This window comes from Stenotrophomonas sp. STEN083, from assembly GCF_056759195.1.
This window is the reverse complement of sequence record NZ_JBRRCU010000055.1, coordinates 14,967-30,920: the sequence shown is the minus strand read 5'-3', so window position 1 is coordinate 30,920 and position 15,954 is coordinate 14,967. Positions and strand designations below refer to the sequence as shown.

Here is a 15,954-nt window from a genome sequence, read left to right as displayed (position 1 = left end):
CCTGCCTTTCTTTGTTATTTAATCAGCTTCGCTCTGGTGAGTGATGCTCTAACTTGTTGCGCTGCGTGGTCCACCCTATCGCTTCCTTGGGCGGCCCACTACATTCTGTCCTTCTTGAGGATGATGGTGATGTGGCCGTTGGTTTCCAGTAACGCCAGGTCTACTTCATCCACGTCGTCGCAACCTGCATCGCGCATCGCCTTGGCGAAATCGGCCTTGCTCACCAACTCGCGCCGCAGCACCTTCTGCAGCACATGGCCGTGACGCGCGAGCACCACTGGCTCACCTTCGATCATCCGCTCCACGGCTGGGCTGCGGGTAGTGATCCAGCCCACGAAGTAGTTCAAGCTGATCAACGTCAGCGCCAACAACAAGCCACCACCCAATGACGTGTCCGCCCCCAGCAAGGCGTTCTGCACGGCGTTGCCCAACAACACCAGCAACAACATGTCGAACGGGGTGAACTGGCCCAGCGTGCGCTTGCCTGCCAGCCGCACCATCACCAACACCACGACATAGACGATCACCGCGCGCAGGATGAACTCCCACCAAGGCATCGCCAGTGCGAACAGGTCAGACATGATTCCCCTCCATCACTCGATGACGCCATCCTCGGCCATCGCGGATAAAGATGATGCGATCAGCTGGGCGACATCAACGCCTGCCTGAGTGATTTCATTCGCGCAAAAAAAGAAGCCCCGCCGACCAGGGGGGGGTCGACGGGGCCGGGGAGCGGGCATTTGGGGAGGAATCCCCGCTCCGAGATCTGCTCCAGGGGATGGGAGAGATCCGCGACAGACGTTGCGTCTGTCGCGGACTATATGAGCATTCCCAACCTTGATGAATCGTGAAGATTCTGTGGTCTTCTCAAAAGAATTAAGGACAGATTCATCTGCTGAATAACACCGCGATTTACTAAATGCGCTGTAACGCGACGCATTGTTTCATTTACTAAACTTTCTAGTTAAGAAACCAGAAAATCAATGCGCTTCGTCCCAATTTTCACCGATTCCGGTATCAACAACCAAGGGTACACGCAGGCTCGCAGCCGCTGCCATGCGTTGCTCAACTTCGGTGCGCAAAGTGTCGATGAATGCGATGTCCGCCTCGAACACCAGTTCATCATGCACCTGCAGGATCATCTTGGCCTTGTCACTGTGCCCCTGCAGCCAGCCGTCCACGCTGACCATCGCGCGCTTGATGATGTCCGCGGCGGTGCCCTGCATCGGTGCGTTGATGGCAGCGCGCTCGGCGCCGGCGCGCAGGCCCTGGTTGCGGGCGTTGATGTCGTTCAAATACAGGCGGCGGCCAAACAGGGTTTCCACATAACCCTGCTCACGTGCCTGTACACGCATGCGCTCCATGAAATCGCGCACCGCCGGATAGCGGCTGAAATACAGCGCCACATAATCCTGCGCCTGGCCACGGTCGATACCGAGGTTCTTGGCCAGACCGAACGCGCTCATGCCATACATCAAGCCGAAGTTGATCGCCTTGGCCGCGCGGCGCTCGTTCGGCGTCACTTCGTCCAGCGCGCGCCCGAACACTTCAGCAGCAGTAGCGCGGTGCACGTCGGCGCCCTGCTCGAACGCGCGCACCAGACCCGGATCTTCTGACAGATGCGCCATGATCCGCAGCTCGATCTGCGAGTAGTCGCAGGCCATCAGCTTACGCCCCGGCGGTGCGACAAAGGCCTGACGGATGCGACGACCATCGTCGGTGCGCACCGGGATGTTCTGCAGGTTGGGGTCGGAGGACGACAAACGCCCAGTCGCCGCACCTGACTGGTGATAGCTGGTGTGGACGCGGCCGGTGTCCGGGTTGACCATCTCCGGCAGTTTGTCGGTATAGGTGCTGCGCAGCTTGGCCAGCCCGCGGTACTCAAGGATGATCCGCGGCAGCTCATGCTGCTCGGCAATCGCTTCCAGCGCCTCTTCATTGGTGCTGGGCTGGCCCTTGGGGGTTTTCACCAACGCTGGCAGGCCAAGCTCATCGAACAACACTGCCTGCAACTGCTTCGGCGAATCCAGATTGAAGGTGTGGCCGGCCAGCTCGGTGGCCTTTTGCTGTGCGGCCAGCATGCGGGCGGACAGATCGCTGCTCTGCCGTTTCAGTTCGGTCGCATCGATGCGTACGCCGTTGGCCTCGATGCGTGCAAGCACCGGCACCAGCGGCATTTCGATATCGCGATACACACTCTGCAACGACGGCAGCGCCGCCAGCTGCGGGCCCAGCACGCGGTGCAGGCGCAAGGTGATGTCAGCGTCCTCGGCAGCGTAGGCACCGGCTTCGTCGATGCCGATCTGGGCGAATGAAATCTGCTTCGCCCCCTTGCCCGCCACTTCCTCGAATTTGGTGGTGGTGTAGCCGAGGTAGCGCTGCGCCAGCGAGTCCATGTCGTGACGGGTAGCGGTGGAGTTGAGCACGAAGCTTTCCAGCATGGTGTCGTCGGCATAACCCTGCACGTCGACGCCGTGGCGGCGCAGCACATGGATGTCGTACTTGCCATGCTGACCAAGTTTCTTCTTGCTGGCGTCCTCCAGCAGCGGCTTCAGCGCATCCAGCACCTGCTGCATTGGCAGCTGTGCGGGCGCACCCGGATAGATATGACCGACCGGGATGTAGGCGCCCTTGCCGACCTCTACCGCCAGGCTGATACCGACCAGGTTGGCGCGCATCGCATCCAGCGCATCGGTTTCGGTATCGAAGGCGAACTCGTCGGCGGCCTGCAGGCGCTCCACCCAGCCCTGCAATTGTTCGGTGGTGAGTACCGTTTCGTATTCGCCCTTTTCCGCCATCGCTGGATCAAGGCCAACAACCGGCTCGCTATCGGCCGCCTTGGCATAGCCCGCAGCGGTGCCGCGCATACTGGGCTTGCTGTCGGCAGCGACGTCCGGCGCGGCAACCCCACCCAACTCACGCAGCGCCTGGGTGAAGCCGTAACGCGCGTACAGGCCGCGCAGCGACTCCACGTCCTGCTCCCGCAGCTGCAGATCGCGCGGCCCCTGTTCCAGCGGCACGTCGGTGCGAATGGTGACCAGATCGCGGTTCAAGGGCAGACGCGGCAGCGCGGCGCGCAGGTTCTCGCCGATCTTGCCCTTCATGCCCGGTGCGGCGGCAATCACGCCGTCCAGATCGTTGTATTCGGCCAGCCACTTGGCTGCGGTCTTGGGACCGCACTTTTCCACGCCCGGCACGTTGTCGACGCTGTCGCCCATCAAGGCCAGGTAATCAACGATCTGATCGGCGCGCACGCCGAACTTGTCGATCACTGCCGCATCCGAATCGGTGCGGCTGCCGGTCATGGTATTGACCAGCACCACGCCCGGACGCACCAGCTGGGCGAAGTCCTTGTCGCCGGTGGAAATGGTGACTTCCAGTCCATCCGCAGCGGCCGCCAGCGCCAGCGTGCCGATCACGTCATCGGCTTCCACGCCGTCAACGCGCAGGATGTCGATACCCAGCGCCTGCACGATGTCGCACATCGGCTGCACCTGCGAGCGCAGGTCGTCGGGCATCGGCGGACGGTTGGCCTTGTACTCGGCATACATGTCGTCGCGGAAGGTCTTGCCAGGCGCATCGACCACGAAGGCGACGTACTCGGGCTTCTCTTTCAGCGTGGAACGCAGCATGTTGACCACGCCAAACAGCGCGCCGGTCGGCTCGCCATTGGCGTTGGTCAGTGGCGGGAGCGCGTGGAACGCGCGGTACAGGTAACTGGAACCGTCTATAAGGACTAATCTGCTCATGCGCTGATTCTACGCGGCGGACCGTTGCCGCATGTGGACAGGCATAATCGAACCATTCCCACCGAAGGATGCGACCCCATGAAATCCCTGCTGCTGATTCCCCTGCTGGCCCTGGCCGGCTGCGCCTCCCTCGGCGAAGGCGCGACGCCGGTAGATGTCAAAGGTGCGGATATCACGCGCAAGTCGATGGACAACGGCGACACCATCGAGGAATACCGGGTCGGCGGCACCCTGCGTATGGTCAAGGTGACCCCGTCACGCGGCGCACCGTTCTACATGTACGACCGCGACGGTGACGGCCGCATGGACAGCGACAAGGACGGCACCAAGCCGGTGTATTGGAAGCTGTATAGCTGGTGATCTTCTACCCCCTCCCTTGCGCGAAGCGCAGGGGAGGGCTGGGGAGGGGTGCTTTTGGCAGCCAAGCCTGAAGGCCAGCAAGCCCATTCACCCGGTACAACAAAGCCCTCGATTCGAGGGCTTTGTTGATTCTGGGTGCTGGTTTTTTGGGGACACAGCAAGAAGCACCCCTCCCCAACCCTCCCCTTCGCTGCGCGAAAGGGAGGGGGCAAAGGCGCTCCAATCGAGGCCTTCACGGCGGAAAGCACCCCTCCCCGGCCCTCCCCTTTGCCTACGGCAAAAGGGAGGGAGCTCAACGCCTCAGCGGATCACCAGCACCGGGACCGTGCTGCGGGCCAGCACCTCGGAGGTCTGGCTGCCCAGCAGTACCCGGGTGACGCCACGGCGGCCGTGCGAGGTCATCACCACCAGGTCGCTGTTGCAGGCCTTGGCGGTGTCGATGATGCCGTCGGCGGCGTAACGGTCCAGCACGTGGTGGGTCTGCACATCGGCCACATCGGCCGCGTGTGCGGCTGCCAGCGCCGGCTGCAGGATCTTCTGCGCGGCTTCCTCACGGTCCTTCTTGTACTCCGGGCTGGCCTCGTAGCCGGCACTCCAGCCCATGGCGTCGTACATGCCCACCGCCCACGGCTCGGAAACCGTGACGATGTCGGCATGCGCGCCCAGCTGGGCGGCCAGTTCCAGCCCCTTGGCCAGACCCTTGGCGGAAAGCTCGGAACCGTCGGTGGCGATCAGGATGCGCTTGTACATGGCAGTTCTCCTTGGATGAAGGGTGGTGGTGACACCATTGCACACCCGATGTTGCCCCCATGCCTTGCGCAAGATCAAACCGGGCCGATCAGGCGCTGACCCATACCTCCCAGTGTGGTCCGCGCTGTTGCCAGTCGAATTCCACCGGCAGGAACTTCTCGATCAGCCGCGCATTGCTGCGCAGGTGGTCGCTGAGCGTGGCGGTGGTGAAGCGGCCGCCGCCGGCCAGCGCCATCGGCAGCAACAGCTGGTCGGACAGGTGCTCGCCCACGCAGGCGCCGCCGTCCAGGTAGGCCTGCGCGGTGTCGGCCAGCCGGCCAGCCACGTCCTCGGCAGCCAACCCGCGCTCGCCGTGGCTGTCGAAATGCTCGATGTGGTTGTCATGGCGCACCGTCATCGAGGCAACGTTGCCCGGACCCAAGGCCGGCCGCACCACCTGCACATGGCGCGGATGGGCGTCCACACCGAAGCGCTTTGCCAGCACATCCAGCTCACGCTGGCCGATGGCGGCGGGCAGCCCCGACACCAGTACCTGCGCATCCAACGCCTGCAAGGGCCCACGCACGTTGAATTCCTGCGCTTGCAGTTGCGGACACGGCTGCACCGTGGCCTCCAGCACACCGCCACCGGCCGGATGGAAGCCCGGTACATGCAGCTGCAGCTCGGCCTGCACGCCCATGCGCGCCAATGCCGGCAGATAGCAGCTGCTGATGAAGTCGGCACTCGGCGCCATCGGGTTGTGCGTACCACCTTCCAGGCGCACACGTGAGGGCGCGGAGGCCTGCCACAGCGCGGGCAGCACCGTCTGCAGCACCAGCGTCGCCGAACCGGCGCTGCCGATGGCGAAGTGGTAGTCGCCCGCCTGCACGATGCCCGGCACGAAACGCAGCGTGGTCGCGCCCAGGGCTGCGCCCTCCACGTGAGCATTGCTGATCCGCGCCGCAGCGGTGACCGCGGTCAAATGCTGGCGCATCAAGCCCGGCCGTGAGCGCTTGGCACGGATATCCTGCATGGCAAAGCCAATGCCGGTGCACAGACTCAAGCTCAGCGCAGAGCGCAGCAACTGCCCGCCGCCCTGGCTTCCATCTATCTCAATCATTTCCATGGTCTTGCCTTCCTTTGGCGCCCCACCGCAGTGGAGCGCCATCTTGCCTCATCCCTTCACACATACCACCTGACGCAGGGTATGCATGATCTCAACCAGATCGCGCTGCGCCTCCATCACCGCCTCGATCGACTTGTAGGCGGCCGGTGACTCGTCCACCACCTCGGCGTCCTTGCGGCACTCCACGTGCGCGGTGGCCTTGATGTGGTCATCCACACTGATCAGCTTGCGCGCCTTGGTACGGCTCATCACGCGACCGGCACCGTGGCTGCAGCTGTGGAAGCTGTCCTCGTTGCCCAGTCCGCGCACGATGAAGCTCTTGGCGCCCATGCTGCCCGGAATGATGCCCATCTCGCCCTTGCGCGCACTCACCGCGCCCTTGCGCGTCACCAGCACATCCTTGCCGAAGTGATGCTCGCGGTTGACGTAGTTGTGGTGGCAGTTGACCGCCTCGGCCTGCGCCTCGAACGGCTTGCTGATCACCGTACGCGCGGCCGCAACCACATTGCGCATCATCACCTCGCGGTTGATACGGGCGAAACGCTGTGCCCAGTCCACCGCGAACACGTAATCACCGTAATGCGCGCTGCCTTCCGGCAGGTACGCCAGGTCCTGGTCTGGCAGGTTGATCATCCAGCGACGCATTTCCTGCTTGGCCAGCTCGATGAAGTAGGTGCCGATGGCATTGCCGACGCCACGCGAGCCGGAGTGCAACATGAACCACACACGCTGATCTTCATCCAGACACACCTCGACGAAGTGGTTGCCGGTACCCAGCGTTCCCAGATGCTTGAGGTTGTTGGTGTTCTTCAGCTTGGGATGACGCTCGCAGATCAGGGCGAAGTCGGCCGCGAGCTGCGACCAGCCTTCCACCGCCAGCTCCGGCGCGGTGTCCCAGCTGCCCTTGTCGCGGCCGCCACGGGTCACGCTGCGGCCGTGCGGCACTGCGCGCTCTATCGCACTGCGCAGCGCCGACAGATTGTCCGGCAAGTCGCTGGCGGTCAGCGTGGTACGGGTGGCGATCATGCCGCAGCCGATGTCCACGCCGACCGCAGCCGGAATGATGGCGCCGATGGTCGGTACCACCGAGCCCACGGTTGCGCCCTTGCCAAGGTGCACGTCGGGCATCACCGCCACCCACTGGTGGATGAAGGGCAGGCGCGCGATGTTCTTCAGCTGCTCACGGGCCTCGTCTTCCAGTGGCACGCCGCGCGTCCACAGCTTGATCGGTGCCGCACCCGGCTCCTGGATCACGTTGTAATTGGTGTCGTTCATTGATGGCTTTCCTGTCATCTTCAAATCTAAAGGTGCGGTGACAAAAGGTGGTGGAAGTGTCCGCAGCGCCAGAAAAATCTGGAGTTGCGGCCGGGAGTCGAACCCGACCCCGCAAGGCTGCCTTTGTAATTCCACCTGCATTCACCGCATGAAACATATGCAAAAGGTGCCGGCCTGCACGACGAGGTTTGAAGGAACATCCTGCTCTAACCTGACTGAGCTACCGCTGTGTTTCCACAACGGGCGGGATTCGAACCCGCGACCCGGAGCTTAAGAGGCTGTAGTTCCTTCGGCATTCGTGCGTGCCGACGTTGAGACGATTTCATGCCGAAGCACGAAGCAATGCGAACAAGGTGCCGGCTTGTACGACAACAATGATGGAACGTTTCACCGCTGTGCCACGAGGGCAAGGCGGCGATCCTGCTCTAACCACTGAGCTACCGATGCATTGCGGCATCGGGCGGGGATCGAACCCGCGACCTGGAGCGTGCTTGGCTGTAGTTCCATCGGCATTCGTACAGACCGACATAAAAGGTGGGAGCAGGCGGCAAGGGTTGGACTGACCCTCCGGATTCGAACCGGAGTGAACAACCCATGTAGTCAGGCCGGCATCCGCCTTCTCCCATGAAAACAATTCTCCAGGCCCGGCCGGCCCCATTGCCGGCCGGGCATCACATCGGCGACATCCGTATCGCCCTTACAAACCCATTGCCGCGATCCGCTCCACCCAGCGCGGACGCTGTGCCGGCGGCAGGCTGGCATTGGCCAGCAGCTCGAACACCGCATCGCTGAAGCCGCCGATATGCAGCACGTCCTCACGTTCGACCGTCTGGCTGCTGGACACCGGCTGCAGGTCGATGCAGACCAGCTGCGCCTGCGGGCAACGCGCCTTCAGCGCGGCCCACTCACGCATGGTTGCGGTCTCACGGTTGCCGCGGGTGTCACGCCAGCTTTCGTTGTCCGACACCAGCACCAGCAGATCCACCTGCGCCCGCTTGCGGTTCAAGTAGGCCAGCGGCGCACTTACCGAGGTGCCGCCACCATTGATCGCCAGCTGCCGCGCCAAGGTCATCACGCTGTCACGCGGATTCAACTGCTGCGGATGCACCTCGGTATCGAAGGGCAGCACCTGCGCCTGCGGGTGACCACGCGACACGCAGGCCGCGATCAGGGCCGCCACGTCGACGCAACGCGCCGCCGAGCTTACTCCCTTGCGATAGCCGGTCACTGGCCACTGCATCGAACCGGAGACGTCCACCGCCACCACCACGTTGCCTTGCAATGCCGGCACCGAGGCGGTCGCCACTTCCATCGCGTCCTGCAACGCATCCAGGATCGGACGCGGCAGGGCGGCGCCAGCGTGGTAAGCCATCAGCAGCTGGTACGGCAGCACCCGCGAGCGGGCGATCTGCTGCGGGTCACGCAGCTTCGCTGCCACTTCGGCAACCATGGATTCGTCCTCGAACACACCGTGACGGGCAAAGGTGTTCAAGTTCATCCGCAGCTGCTGCCAGGACGAGTTGCGTGCCAGTACCGACCACTGCGCGGCATCCAGGGCCAGCGCGCTGTAGTACTGGAACGGCAGGTCCGGCAGCATCCCGCGCGGGTCACGCTTGAACGCTTCGTAGGCACGCAGTTCTGCCGGCAACAGCGCCTCCTCGTACGGCCGCCCGATCACCCAGGCATACAGCGCCTCACGCGCGGCATCCTGCGGCTTGGGGTGGACCATGCGGATCAGATCGGCCAGCGACGGCTGGTTGCCGATCGCTGCGTGGATGATCGACCTCGGCGAGGCCTGCTGCAGCCACTGCCGCAGCAGACGCTTCGGCAACGAGCCCAGCGAGCGCCGGCCGACGCGGCCACTGCGCATGATCTGCACGAAGGTGCGCAGCATGCGGCCGTTGTCGATCACATGCGGGAACGCAGCAGCAAACGCCTCGCCATCGCGCACGCTAAGCAGCGCCAGCAACAGCGCCGGCATGTCCTTCATATGCGCCACGCCGTGTGCATAGGCGGCGGTGCGGGCAATGAAGTCGGCATCGACCTCGTTGCACAGCGCCTGCACCTGCTCCAGTTGCGCATCGGCGCTGGCGTAGAAGGTGCTGTTCAAGCAACCAGTGGCGGCGAACAGGGCCAAGGCCGCACGCGGGTCACGGGCATAGGCCGATCCACCAGCTTCGTTGCGCACCGTCGCCTTCGGCAGCAACGCGCCACGGAAGGATGCGAACAGGTTTGCGTTGGCCATTTCGTACTCCTCCGCGGGAAAAGCCCGCGTCTCCTTTGGCCCTATACAACGCAACGGCCGTGCCAACTTTTCTAAATCTAGATCAATCCATTGATTAATAAAGATATTTATCTATTTCCGGGGAAAGATCGCGCACCTACAATCGGACATTACGTATACTTTTCGCGCGCTATTTATAGGAATGGATATGTCCAAGCGTCAGGTAGTCTTCGGCATGCTCGGCACACAGCTCGACCTGGGCAGCGGCCCCGGCCGCTGGGAGAAATGGCGGCCCACCGTCGCCTTGGGCATGCACGAGGACTTCCAGCCCGATCGCATCGAGCTGATGCTGGACCGGCGCCGCTTCAATCGGCTGGCCTCCCAGGTACAGGAAGACCTAGCATTGGTATCACCAGCCACAGAGGTGCGCCTGCATGACACCTACCTGATCGATCCCTGGGAATTCGAAGGCGTCTACGCACGCCTGCATGACTTTCTCGCGGCGTACCCGTTTCAGCCGGACGAGGAGGACTACTACGTCCACATCACCACCGGCACCCACGTCACCCAGATCTGCTGGTTCCTGCTGACCGAGAGTCGCCACTTCCCCGGCCGCCTGCTGCAGACCTCACCGCCGCGCAAACAGGCCAATGGCGAACCCGGTAGCCATGCGGTGATCGATCTGGATCTGTCGCGCTACGACCACATCGCCCAGCGCTTCGCCCAGCAACAGCTGCAGGACCGCGACCTGCTCAAAAGCGGCATTGCCACCCGCAACCCGGCTTTCAACCGGATGATCGAGCAGATCGAAAAAGTGGCCACGCGCTCGCGCGCACCGATGCTGCTGACCGGCCCCACCGGCGCCGGCAAAAGCCAGCTGGCCAAGCGCGTGTTCGAGCTGAAGAAGCTCAAGCACCAGTTGCCCGGGCGTTTCGTCGAGGTGAACTGCGCCACCCTGCGTGGCGATGGCGCGATGAGTACCTTGTTCGGCCACACCAAGGGCGCCTACACCGGCGCCAGCAGTGACCGCGCCGGCCTGCTGCGCTCGGCCCACCAAGGCCTGCTGTTCCTCGATGAGATCGGCGAACTGGGCGCCGACGAACAAGCCATGCTGCTGCGCGCACTGGAAGAGAAGCGCTTCCTGCCGGTGGGCAGCGACCGCGAGGTGGAGAGCGACTTCCAGTTGATTGCCGGCACCAACCGCGACCTGCAGCACGACGTCCGCCAAGGCCGCTTCCGCGAAGACCTGCTGGCGCGCTTGAACCTGTGGACCTACCAACTGCCAGGCCTGGCCGAACGCAGCGAGGACATCGAGCCCAACCTGGAATTCGAACTGGAGCGCTGGTCACGCGAACAGCACGAACGCGTGCGCTTCAACGCCGAAGCACGAAGCCGCTACCTGAGCTTTGCCACCAGCAACGAAGCAGCATGGCGCGGCAACTTCCGCGACCTCGGCGCCAGCGTGGTGCGCATGGCGACGCTGGCCAATGCCGGGCGCATCCAGACCGACGGTGTCGACGAAGAAATAAACCGCCTGCGCACGCAATGGCATGGCGGCGATGATGCATCGCCATTGCAGGCATTGCTGGGCGATGCCGCAAACCAAATGGATCGCTTCGACCGCGTGCAGCTGGAAGAAGTGGTACGCGTCTGTCTGCGCTCAAAAAACCTGTCTGCCGCCGGTCGTGAACTGTTCGCGGCATCACGCACCCAGCGCGCCAGTACCAACGACGCCGACCGCCTGCGTAAATACCTGGCCAAGTTCGATCTGGATTGGGAACAAGTGAGGAACCACGCAACCCCACTGTAGTGCCGAGCCATGCTCGGCAGCTCTACGCGAAAAATCAAACGACCAACGTAAACGCAGCGCTCGAAGGAGTTCGAGTCCAGCTGTACTCAGAACAATTCACCACTCAGTCGAGCGCCATCTCCCGAGCAGCAAGCACACCGCGCCTCGTTCACTTGCTACTGGTAGCCCGCTACAGCTGATCATTGAAGTAACAACCATCCAGCTTTGGACGAACACGCCCACGCGCCCGAAACCAAGCAACCATTCCCTTCTCGAGAGACGTGAACGCTGGGTTTTTGAACCCCAGAGTTCGCAGCACTTCGGTATTCAGCCTGAAGGCACTCCAATCCCTTCGGCACGCGAGCAGCGTCAGCACGATCGACATCAGCAAAGCCACAACCAGGAAACCAGCCGAAGCAGGCAACCAGGACATGACGTTTGCAGGCTCAGGCCAGATTATCAACGCGAGGACAACCGCAGCAGGCAACGCAGAGAAGATCAGGATGATCCGCAGCATCGAAAGTAACTCGACACCAATCCCCTGCGCACTGAAGGAATTGACAAGCACGCAGTGTGCCGACGGTAGATGAACAGCGAAGGCATCCCAACCGCCATCCGCCCTCAACCTGGAAATTACACGCACTCTTCTGGCTAACGCCGGTGCAGGATCGAAGGCTGCCCGGAATGCGCGGCCATCAAGCTCGAAGGTCCAATAATGGATATCAACCTTATCCGGTAGTGACATTGCATTTCCGATCAGGGCTGCTGCCATGCCGTGATTCTGCAAGCTGATCATCACATCTGCGGCAGCAATCAGCCGCAATTGCTCCAGCCCGGTCGCACTGGAAACATCAAGCGTCTCATCGTAACGCCTGCATTCACTGATCGTTCCTTCGACAATCTGAAGCATTCCCTGCTTTCCCACTCAGGTTCGGCTTGAGCATCTTATTCCATGCAGGTGCTCCATCTCATATGGGATGGAGCACCTGCATGATTCAGCTGCAACTTGAATCGGAGCATACATGCATCACCCTGGAATCAAATCACCGTCAAATTCGCATACGCCATCACCAGCCACTTGCTGCCGGCGTCAGCGAACTCCACCTGCACGCGTGCATGCTGGCCGTTGCCTTCGTAGTCGGTGACCATGCCTTCGCCGAACTTCGGGTGATTGACCAGCGCACCGAGCTTGATCGGCGGCTTCTCGATGTTGGCGTGGCCGCCCATCGACCGGCTTGCACCAAGCGAGGCCGGGCGCGAGACCTGTACCTTGGGGCGAACTTCGTTGAGCAGCTCGCGCGGGATCTCGCGCAGGAAGCGTGACGGTAGGCTGTAGTTGTCCTGGCCATGGATGCGGCGCGATTCTGCATAGCCCAGCACCAGCTTCTGGCGGGCGCGGGTGATGCCGACATAAGCAAGACGGCGCTCTTCTTCCAGACGACCGCTTTCTTCCAGCGAGCGTGCGCTGGGGAACAGACCTTCTTCCATGCCGGCCAGGAACACCAGCGGGAACTCCAGGCCCTTGGCCGAGTGCAGTGTCATCAGCTGCACACCTTCCTCGCCTGCCTGTGCCTGGCCTTCGCCGGCCTCCAGCGAGGCATAGGACAGGAACGCGACCAGCTCGCTCATGTCCTCGGCACCCTCTTCGATATCGTCTTCGCGACGCACGAAGCGTGAGGCCACCGAGATCAGTTCGTCGAGGTTGTCGGTACGCGATTCCGAATCCAACGCGTTGCGGCTCTCCTTGCCCCAATGCTCACGCAATGCCGAACGCGACAGTACATGGTCGATACGCTCGGACAGATCCATCTCGCCGGTTTCGGCGGTGATCTGCTGCACGAGATTGATGAAGCCGGCCAAGGCGTTCTTCGCGCGCGAGGTCAGGTCCGTGCCCTGCGTAGCCAGCATCGCCGCTTCCCACAATGGCAGCGCCTGCTGGCGCGCAATGCGTCGCACCTCATCCAGGGTGCGCTCGCCGATGCCGCGGGTCGGCGTGTTCACCGCACGCTCGAAGGCCGCATCGTCGTTGCGGTTGGTCATCAAGCGCAGGTAGGCCAGCGCATCCTTGATTTCAGCACGCTCGAAGAAGCGCATGCCGCCATATACGCGGTAAGGCACCTGCTCGCTGAGCAGCGCTTCTTCGAAGGCCCGTGACTGCGCGTTGCTGCGATAGAGCACGGCGACATCACCGTAGCTGCCACCATCACGCACCCACTGCCGCGCACGCTCGACCAGGTAACGCGCCTCGTCCATTTCGTTGTAGGCGGCGAACAGGTCGATCGGATCACCATCACCACTGTCGGTCCACAACTCCTTGCCGATGCGGTCCGGGTTGTGCGCGATCACCGCATTGGCGGCACCGAGGATGTTTGCGGTGGAGCGGTAGTTCTGCTCCAGGCGAATGGTCTGAGCGCCGGGGAAATCCTTCAGGAAGCGCTGCACGTTCTCGACCTTGGCACCGCGCCAGCCGTAGATGGCCTGGTCATCGTCACCGACCACGAATACATGCGCGCTGTCGCCGGCCAGCACGCGCACGAAGGCGTACTGGATGGCGTTGGTATCCTGGAACTCGTCGACCAGAATCTCGCGGAAGCGGGCGCGGTAATGCGCCAGCAGCGCCGGGTTGTCGCGCAGCAGTTCATGCGCGCGCAGCAGCAACTCGGCGAAGTCGACCAGACCGGCGCGGTCGCAGCGTTCCTGGTAGGCCGCATAGGCCTGCCGCAGGGTCTCTCCCCACTGGTCATGCGGCTCGGGCTGGATGTGCTGCGGGCGGCGGCCTTCATCCTTCTGCGTATTGATCCACCACATCACCTGCTTGGGCGGGTATTTGCTGTCGTCCAGCTCCAGCTGCTGCACCACGCGCTTGATCATGCGCAGCTGGTCGTCCGAATCCATCACCTGGAAGGCTTCGGGCAGCTTGGCATCGCCCCAGTGCAGGCGCAGCAGGCGATGGGCCAGGCCGTGGAAGGTGCCGATCCACATGCCGCGGCTGCCCTTGCTCAGCTGCAGGTCGATGCGGTGGCGCATTTCGCCGGCCGCCTTGTTGGTGAAGGTGACCGCGAAAATGCCGTGCGCAGGCACGCCACAGACTTCGGTGAGCCAGGCGATGCGATGGATAAGCACGCGCGTCTTGCCGGAACCGGCGCCGGCAAGAATCAGGTGGTGACCAAGAGGCGCGGAAACGGCCTCGCGCTGGGCTGCGTTCAGCCCGTCGAGCAAGTGGGAGACATCCATGCGGCCATTTTACGGGAAGGCGTCCCGGTAGTGCCTACAGCGCTTGCTTTGCCGCCGCTGCCGCCTGCCCGCGCAATTCAGGAATCGCCAGGCTTTCCCACAGACTGCCGATACGCAGGCTGCCCAGCACCTGTACGCGCGGCTCAACCACGCCATCGGCGTCGATCAGGCTGCCGTCCGGCGCTGTATCCAGACCAATCCCATGCGGGCCGGCGCGGCCCACGCCACTGCCCAGCAACTGCTGCAGCAGCGGATTGCGCATCGCCTGCGCGCGCATCTCCACGCCAGTGGCATTGATCACGCACTGCACTTCCAGCTGCAGCGGCTGACGCCAACGGTCCTGTGCGGTCAGACGTACGCAGGCGCCTTCGGCAACGGCGGTTTCCAGGCGACCGCGGTGCAGCTGCAGGCGATCAGCTTTTTGCAGCTCCAGCAGCTGCGCATGCAGCGGCGCGGCGATGCGGTGGCGATGCACATCCCAGTACCGCACCACATGGCGCAGGAAGCGGCGCTGGTCGTCGAACGACAGGGTTTGCCACAGCCGCTGGCCGAGCGGACGGATACGCTCCATCACGCTCTGCCACGGGATATCGCGCGTCGCCGCTTCGGCCGCGTGACATCGCAGCGCGTGCATGCGCTGGCGCAGATTCATTGCCAGCAAGGGTTCGGGGTCGTAGTCGGCCGCAGCGCCCTTGGCGTGCGGCAGCGGCAGCAGCGCATGCCGCGACATCACATGGATACGGCCGCGATGACCACTGGCCTGCAGCGTCGCCACACTGTCGGCCATGCTCAGGCCGGAACCAATGATCGCCACATCGGCGTTGTCGGCAATGCTGTCGAGTGCTGCGTAATCCCAGGCTTCCACGCGCTTGCCGTCGGCCAGACTGCTGGCGCCGCGCGCCGGCAACGGCCGCAGCGCATTGCCCACCGCCAGGATCACACGCCCAGCCTGCAGCGGCCGGCCCGAATCCAGGGTCAGCAACACGCCATCGTCATTGGGCTGCAGTGCCTGTACCCGCGCAGCCAGAATCTCCAATTGCGCAGGACTGGCGTCCACTGCCTGTTGCAGGCGTTGGCGCAGGTAGTCGGCGTAGTGACGGCGCGACACGAATTGCCCGGCCAGCTGTTCCCGCGAAAGCGCCGGAAAGGCCTGCACTTCAAACAGGTAGTCGAGGAAATCCTCGGGTTGTTCAGGAAAGCCACTCATCTTGGCGGTCGGCACGTTCAGTACGTGCTCCTCGCGGGTGGTGGCATAGGCCACACCGCGGGCCAGCGGCAGGTTGGGCTCGATCACCAGCAGCCGCAGCGGCTGGCTTGCGCCACGCAGTACACCGATGGCGGCAAGTACGCCGGCGGCGCCACCGCCAATGATGGCCAGATCACACAATGCAGGGGTATCGATAACACTCATCTGCCCGATTGTAGGCGATGCAGTACCCCCGTCTGATGCTGCACGGTCATGTATTCA

11 protein-coding genes are annotated in these 15,954 nt (G+C 63.1%); 2 read left to right on the top strand and 9 right to left on the bottom strand.

The genetic code is table 11. The annotated features are described in order from the left end of the window. Positions 1-98 precede the first annotated feature (98 nt). A complete protein-coding gene (locus ACVOK8_RS14870) occupies positions 99-581 on the bottom strand; it encodes a DUF421 domain-containing protein (RefSeq protein ID WP_481567507.1) in 483 nt (160 codons plus the stop codon). 399 nt (positions 582-980) lie between these two features. Next, a complete protein-coding gene (polA, locus tag ACVOK8_RS14865; protein ID WP_481567506.1) occupies positions 981-3,749 on the bottom strand; it encodes a DNA polymerase I in 2,769 nt (922 codons plus the stop codon). Between the two features lie 78 nt (positions 3,750-3,827). On the opposite strand from polA, the gene ACVOK8_RS14860 reads away from it, so the two are divergent. Then, positions 3,828-4,109 carry a DUF2782 domain-containing protein gene (locus tag ACVOK8_RS14860; RefSeq protein ID WP_282270132.1) on the top strand — a complete coding sequence of 94 codons (282 nt, stop codon included), beginning with the start codon at positions 3,828-3,830 and terminating at the stop codon, positions 4,107-4,109. Between the two features lie 300 nt (positions 4,110-4,409). On the opposite strand, the gene ACVOK8_RS14855 is transcribed toward ACVOK8_RS14860, so the two are convergent. From ACVOK8_RS14855 to ACVOK8_RS14840, 4 genes are all read right to left on the bottom strand, one after another. After that, positions 4,410-4,859 carry a universal stress protein gene (locus ACVOK8_RS14855; RefSeq protein WP_282270134.1) on the bottom strand — a complete coding sequence of 150 codons (450 nt, stop codon included), beginning with the start codon at positions 4,857-4,859 and terminating at the stop codon, positions 4,410-4,412. Between the two features lie 88 nt (positions 4,860-4,947). Next, on the bottom strand, positions 4,948-5,964 hold the full coding sequence (gene rtcA / locus ACVOK8_RS14850) for an RNA 3'-terminal phosphate cyclase (RefSeq protein WP_481567505.1): 1,017 nt from the start codon (positions 5,962-5,964) through the stop codon (positions 4,948-4,950). A 48-nt stretch (positions 5,965-6,012) separates the two neighbouring features. Next, on the bottom strand, positions 6,013-7,239 hold the full coding sequence (locus ACVOK8_RS14845) for an RtcB family protein (protein ID WP_481567504.1): 1,227 nt from the start codon (positions 7,237-7,239) through the stop codon (positions 6,013-6,015). Positions 7,240-7,936: 697 nt separating this feature from the next. Next, entirely contained in the window at positions 7,937-9,484 is a 1,548-nt protein-coding gene (locus ACVOK8_RS14840) for a vWA domain-containing protein (protein WP_481567503.1), read from the bottom strand. Between the two features lie 187 nt (positions 9,485-9,671). On the opposite strand from ACVOK8_RS14840, the gene rtcR reads away from it, so the two are divergent. Beyond that, positions 9,672-11,273, top strand: a complete 1,602-nt coding sequence (gene rtcR / locus ACVOK8_RS14835; protein WP_481567502.1) for an RNA repair transcriptional activator RtcR — start codon at positions 9,672-9,674, stop codon at positions 11,271-11,273. A 169-nt stretch (positions 11,274-11,442) separates the two neighbouring features. Here the strand turns inward: rtcR and ACVOK8_RS14830 are convergent, their stop codons facing one another. The 3 genes from ACVOK8_RS14830 to ACVOK8_RS14820 all read right to left on the bottom strand — a co-directional run bounded on the left by ACVOK8_RS14830 (position 11,443) and on the right by ACVOK8_RS14820 (position 15,897). Beyond that, positions 11,443-12,162: a hypothetical protein gene (locus tag ACVOK8_RS14830; protein ID WP_481567501.1), complete on the bottom strand. Its 720-nt coding sequence runs from the start codon at positions 12,160-12,162 to the stop codon at positions 11,443-11,445. A 128-nt stretch (positions 12,163-12,290) separates the two neighbouring features. Then, entirely contained in the window at positions 12,291-14,486 is a 2,196-nt protein-coding gene (gene uvrD / locus ACVOK8_RS14825) for a DNA helicase II (RefSeq protein ID WP_481567500.1), read from the bottom strand. Between the two features lie 34 nt (positions 14,487-14,520). After that, complete coding sequence (locus ACVOK8_RS14820; RefSeq protein ID WP_481567499.1) at positions 14,521-15,897, bottom strand: FAD/NAD(P)-binding protein; 1,377 nt, start codon at positions 15,895-15,897, stop codon at positions 14,521-14,523. Positions 15,898-15,954 lie beyond the last annotated feature (57 nt).

What these genes read in the sequence shown, in the direction of transcription:
- ACVOK8_RS14870 (WP_481567507.1), bottom strand. Translation starts at nt 581, where the DNA reads ATGTCTGACCTGTTCGCACTGGCGATGCCTTGGTGGGAGTTCATCCTG.
- polA (WP_481567506.1), bottom strand. Translation starts at nt 3,749, where the DNA reads ATGAGCAGATTAGTCCTTATAGACGGTTCCAGTTACCTGTACCGCGCG.
- ACVOK8_RS14860 (WP_282270132.1), top strand. Translation starts at nt 3,828, where the DNA reads ATGAAATCCCTGCTGCTGATTCCCCTGCTGGCCCTGGCCGGCTGCGCC.
- ACVOK8_RS14855 (WP_282270134.1), bottom strand. Translation starts at nt 4,859, where the DNA reads ATGTACAAGCGCATCCTGATCGCCACCGACGGTTCCGAGCTTTCCGCC.
- rtcA (WP_481567505.1), bottom strand. Translation starts at nt 5,964, where the DNA reads ATGGAAATGATTGAGATAGATGGAAGCCAGGGCGGCGGGCAGTTGCTG.
- ACVOK8_RS14845 (WP_481567504.1), bottom strand. Translation starts at nt 7,239, where the DNA reads ATGAACGACACCAATTACAACGTGATCCAGGAGCCGGGTGCGGCACCG.
- ACVOK8_RS14840 (WP_481567503.1), bottom strand. Translation starts at nt 9,484, where the DNA reads ATGGCCAACGCAAACCTGTTCGCATCCTTCCGTGGCGCGTTGCTGCCG.
- rtcR (WP_481567502.1), top strand. Translation starts at nt 9,672, where the DNA reads ATGTCCAAGCGTCAGGTAGTCTTCGGCATGCTCGGCACACAGCTCGAC.
- ACVOK8_RS14830 (WP_481567501.1), bottom strand. Translation starts at nt 12,162, where the DNA reads ATGCTTCAGATTGTCGAAGGAACGATCAGTGAATGCAGGCGTTACGAT.
- uvrD (WP_481567500.1), bottom strand. Translation starts at nt 14,486, where the DNA reads ATGGATGTCTCCCACTTGCTCGACGGGCTGAACGCAGCCCAGCGCGAG.
- ACVOK8_RS14820 (WP_481567499.1), bottom strand. Translation starts at nt 15,897, where the DNA reads ATGAGTGTTATCGATACCCCTGCATTGTGTGATCTGGCCATCATTGGC.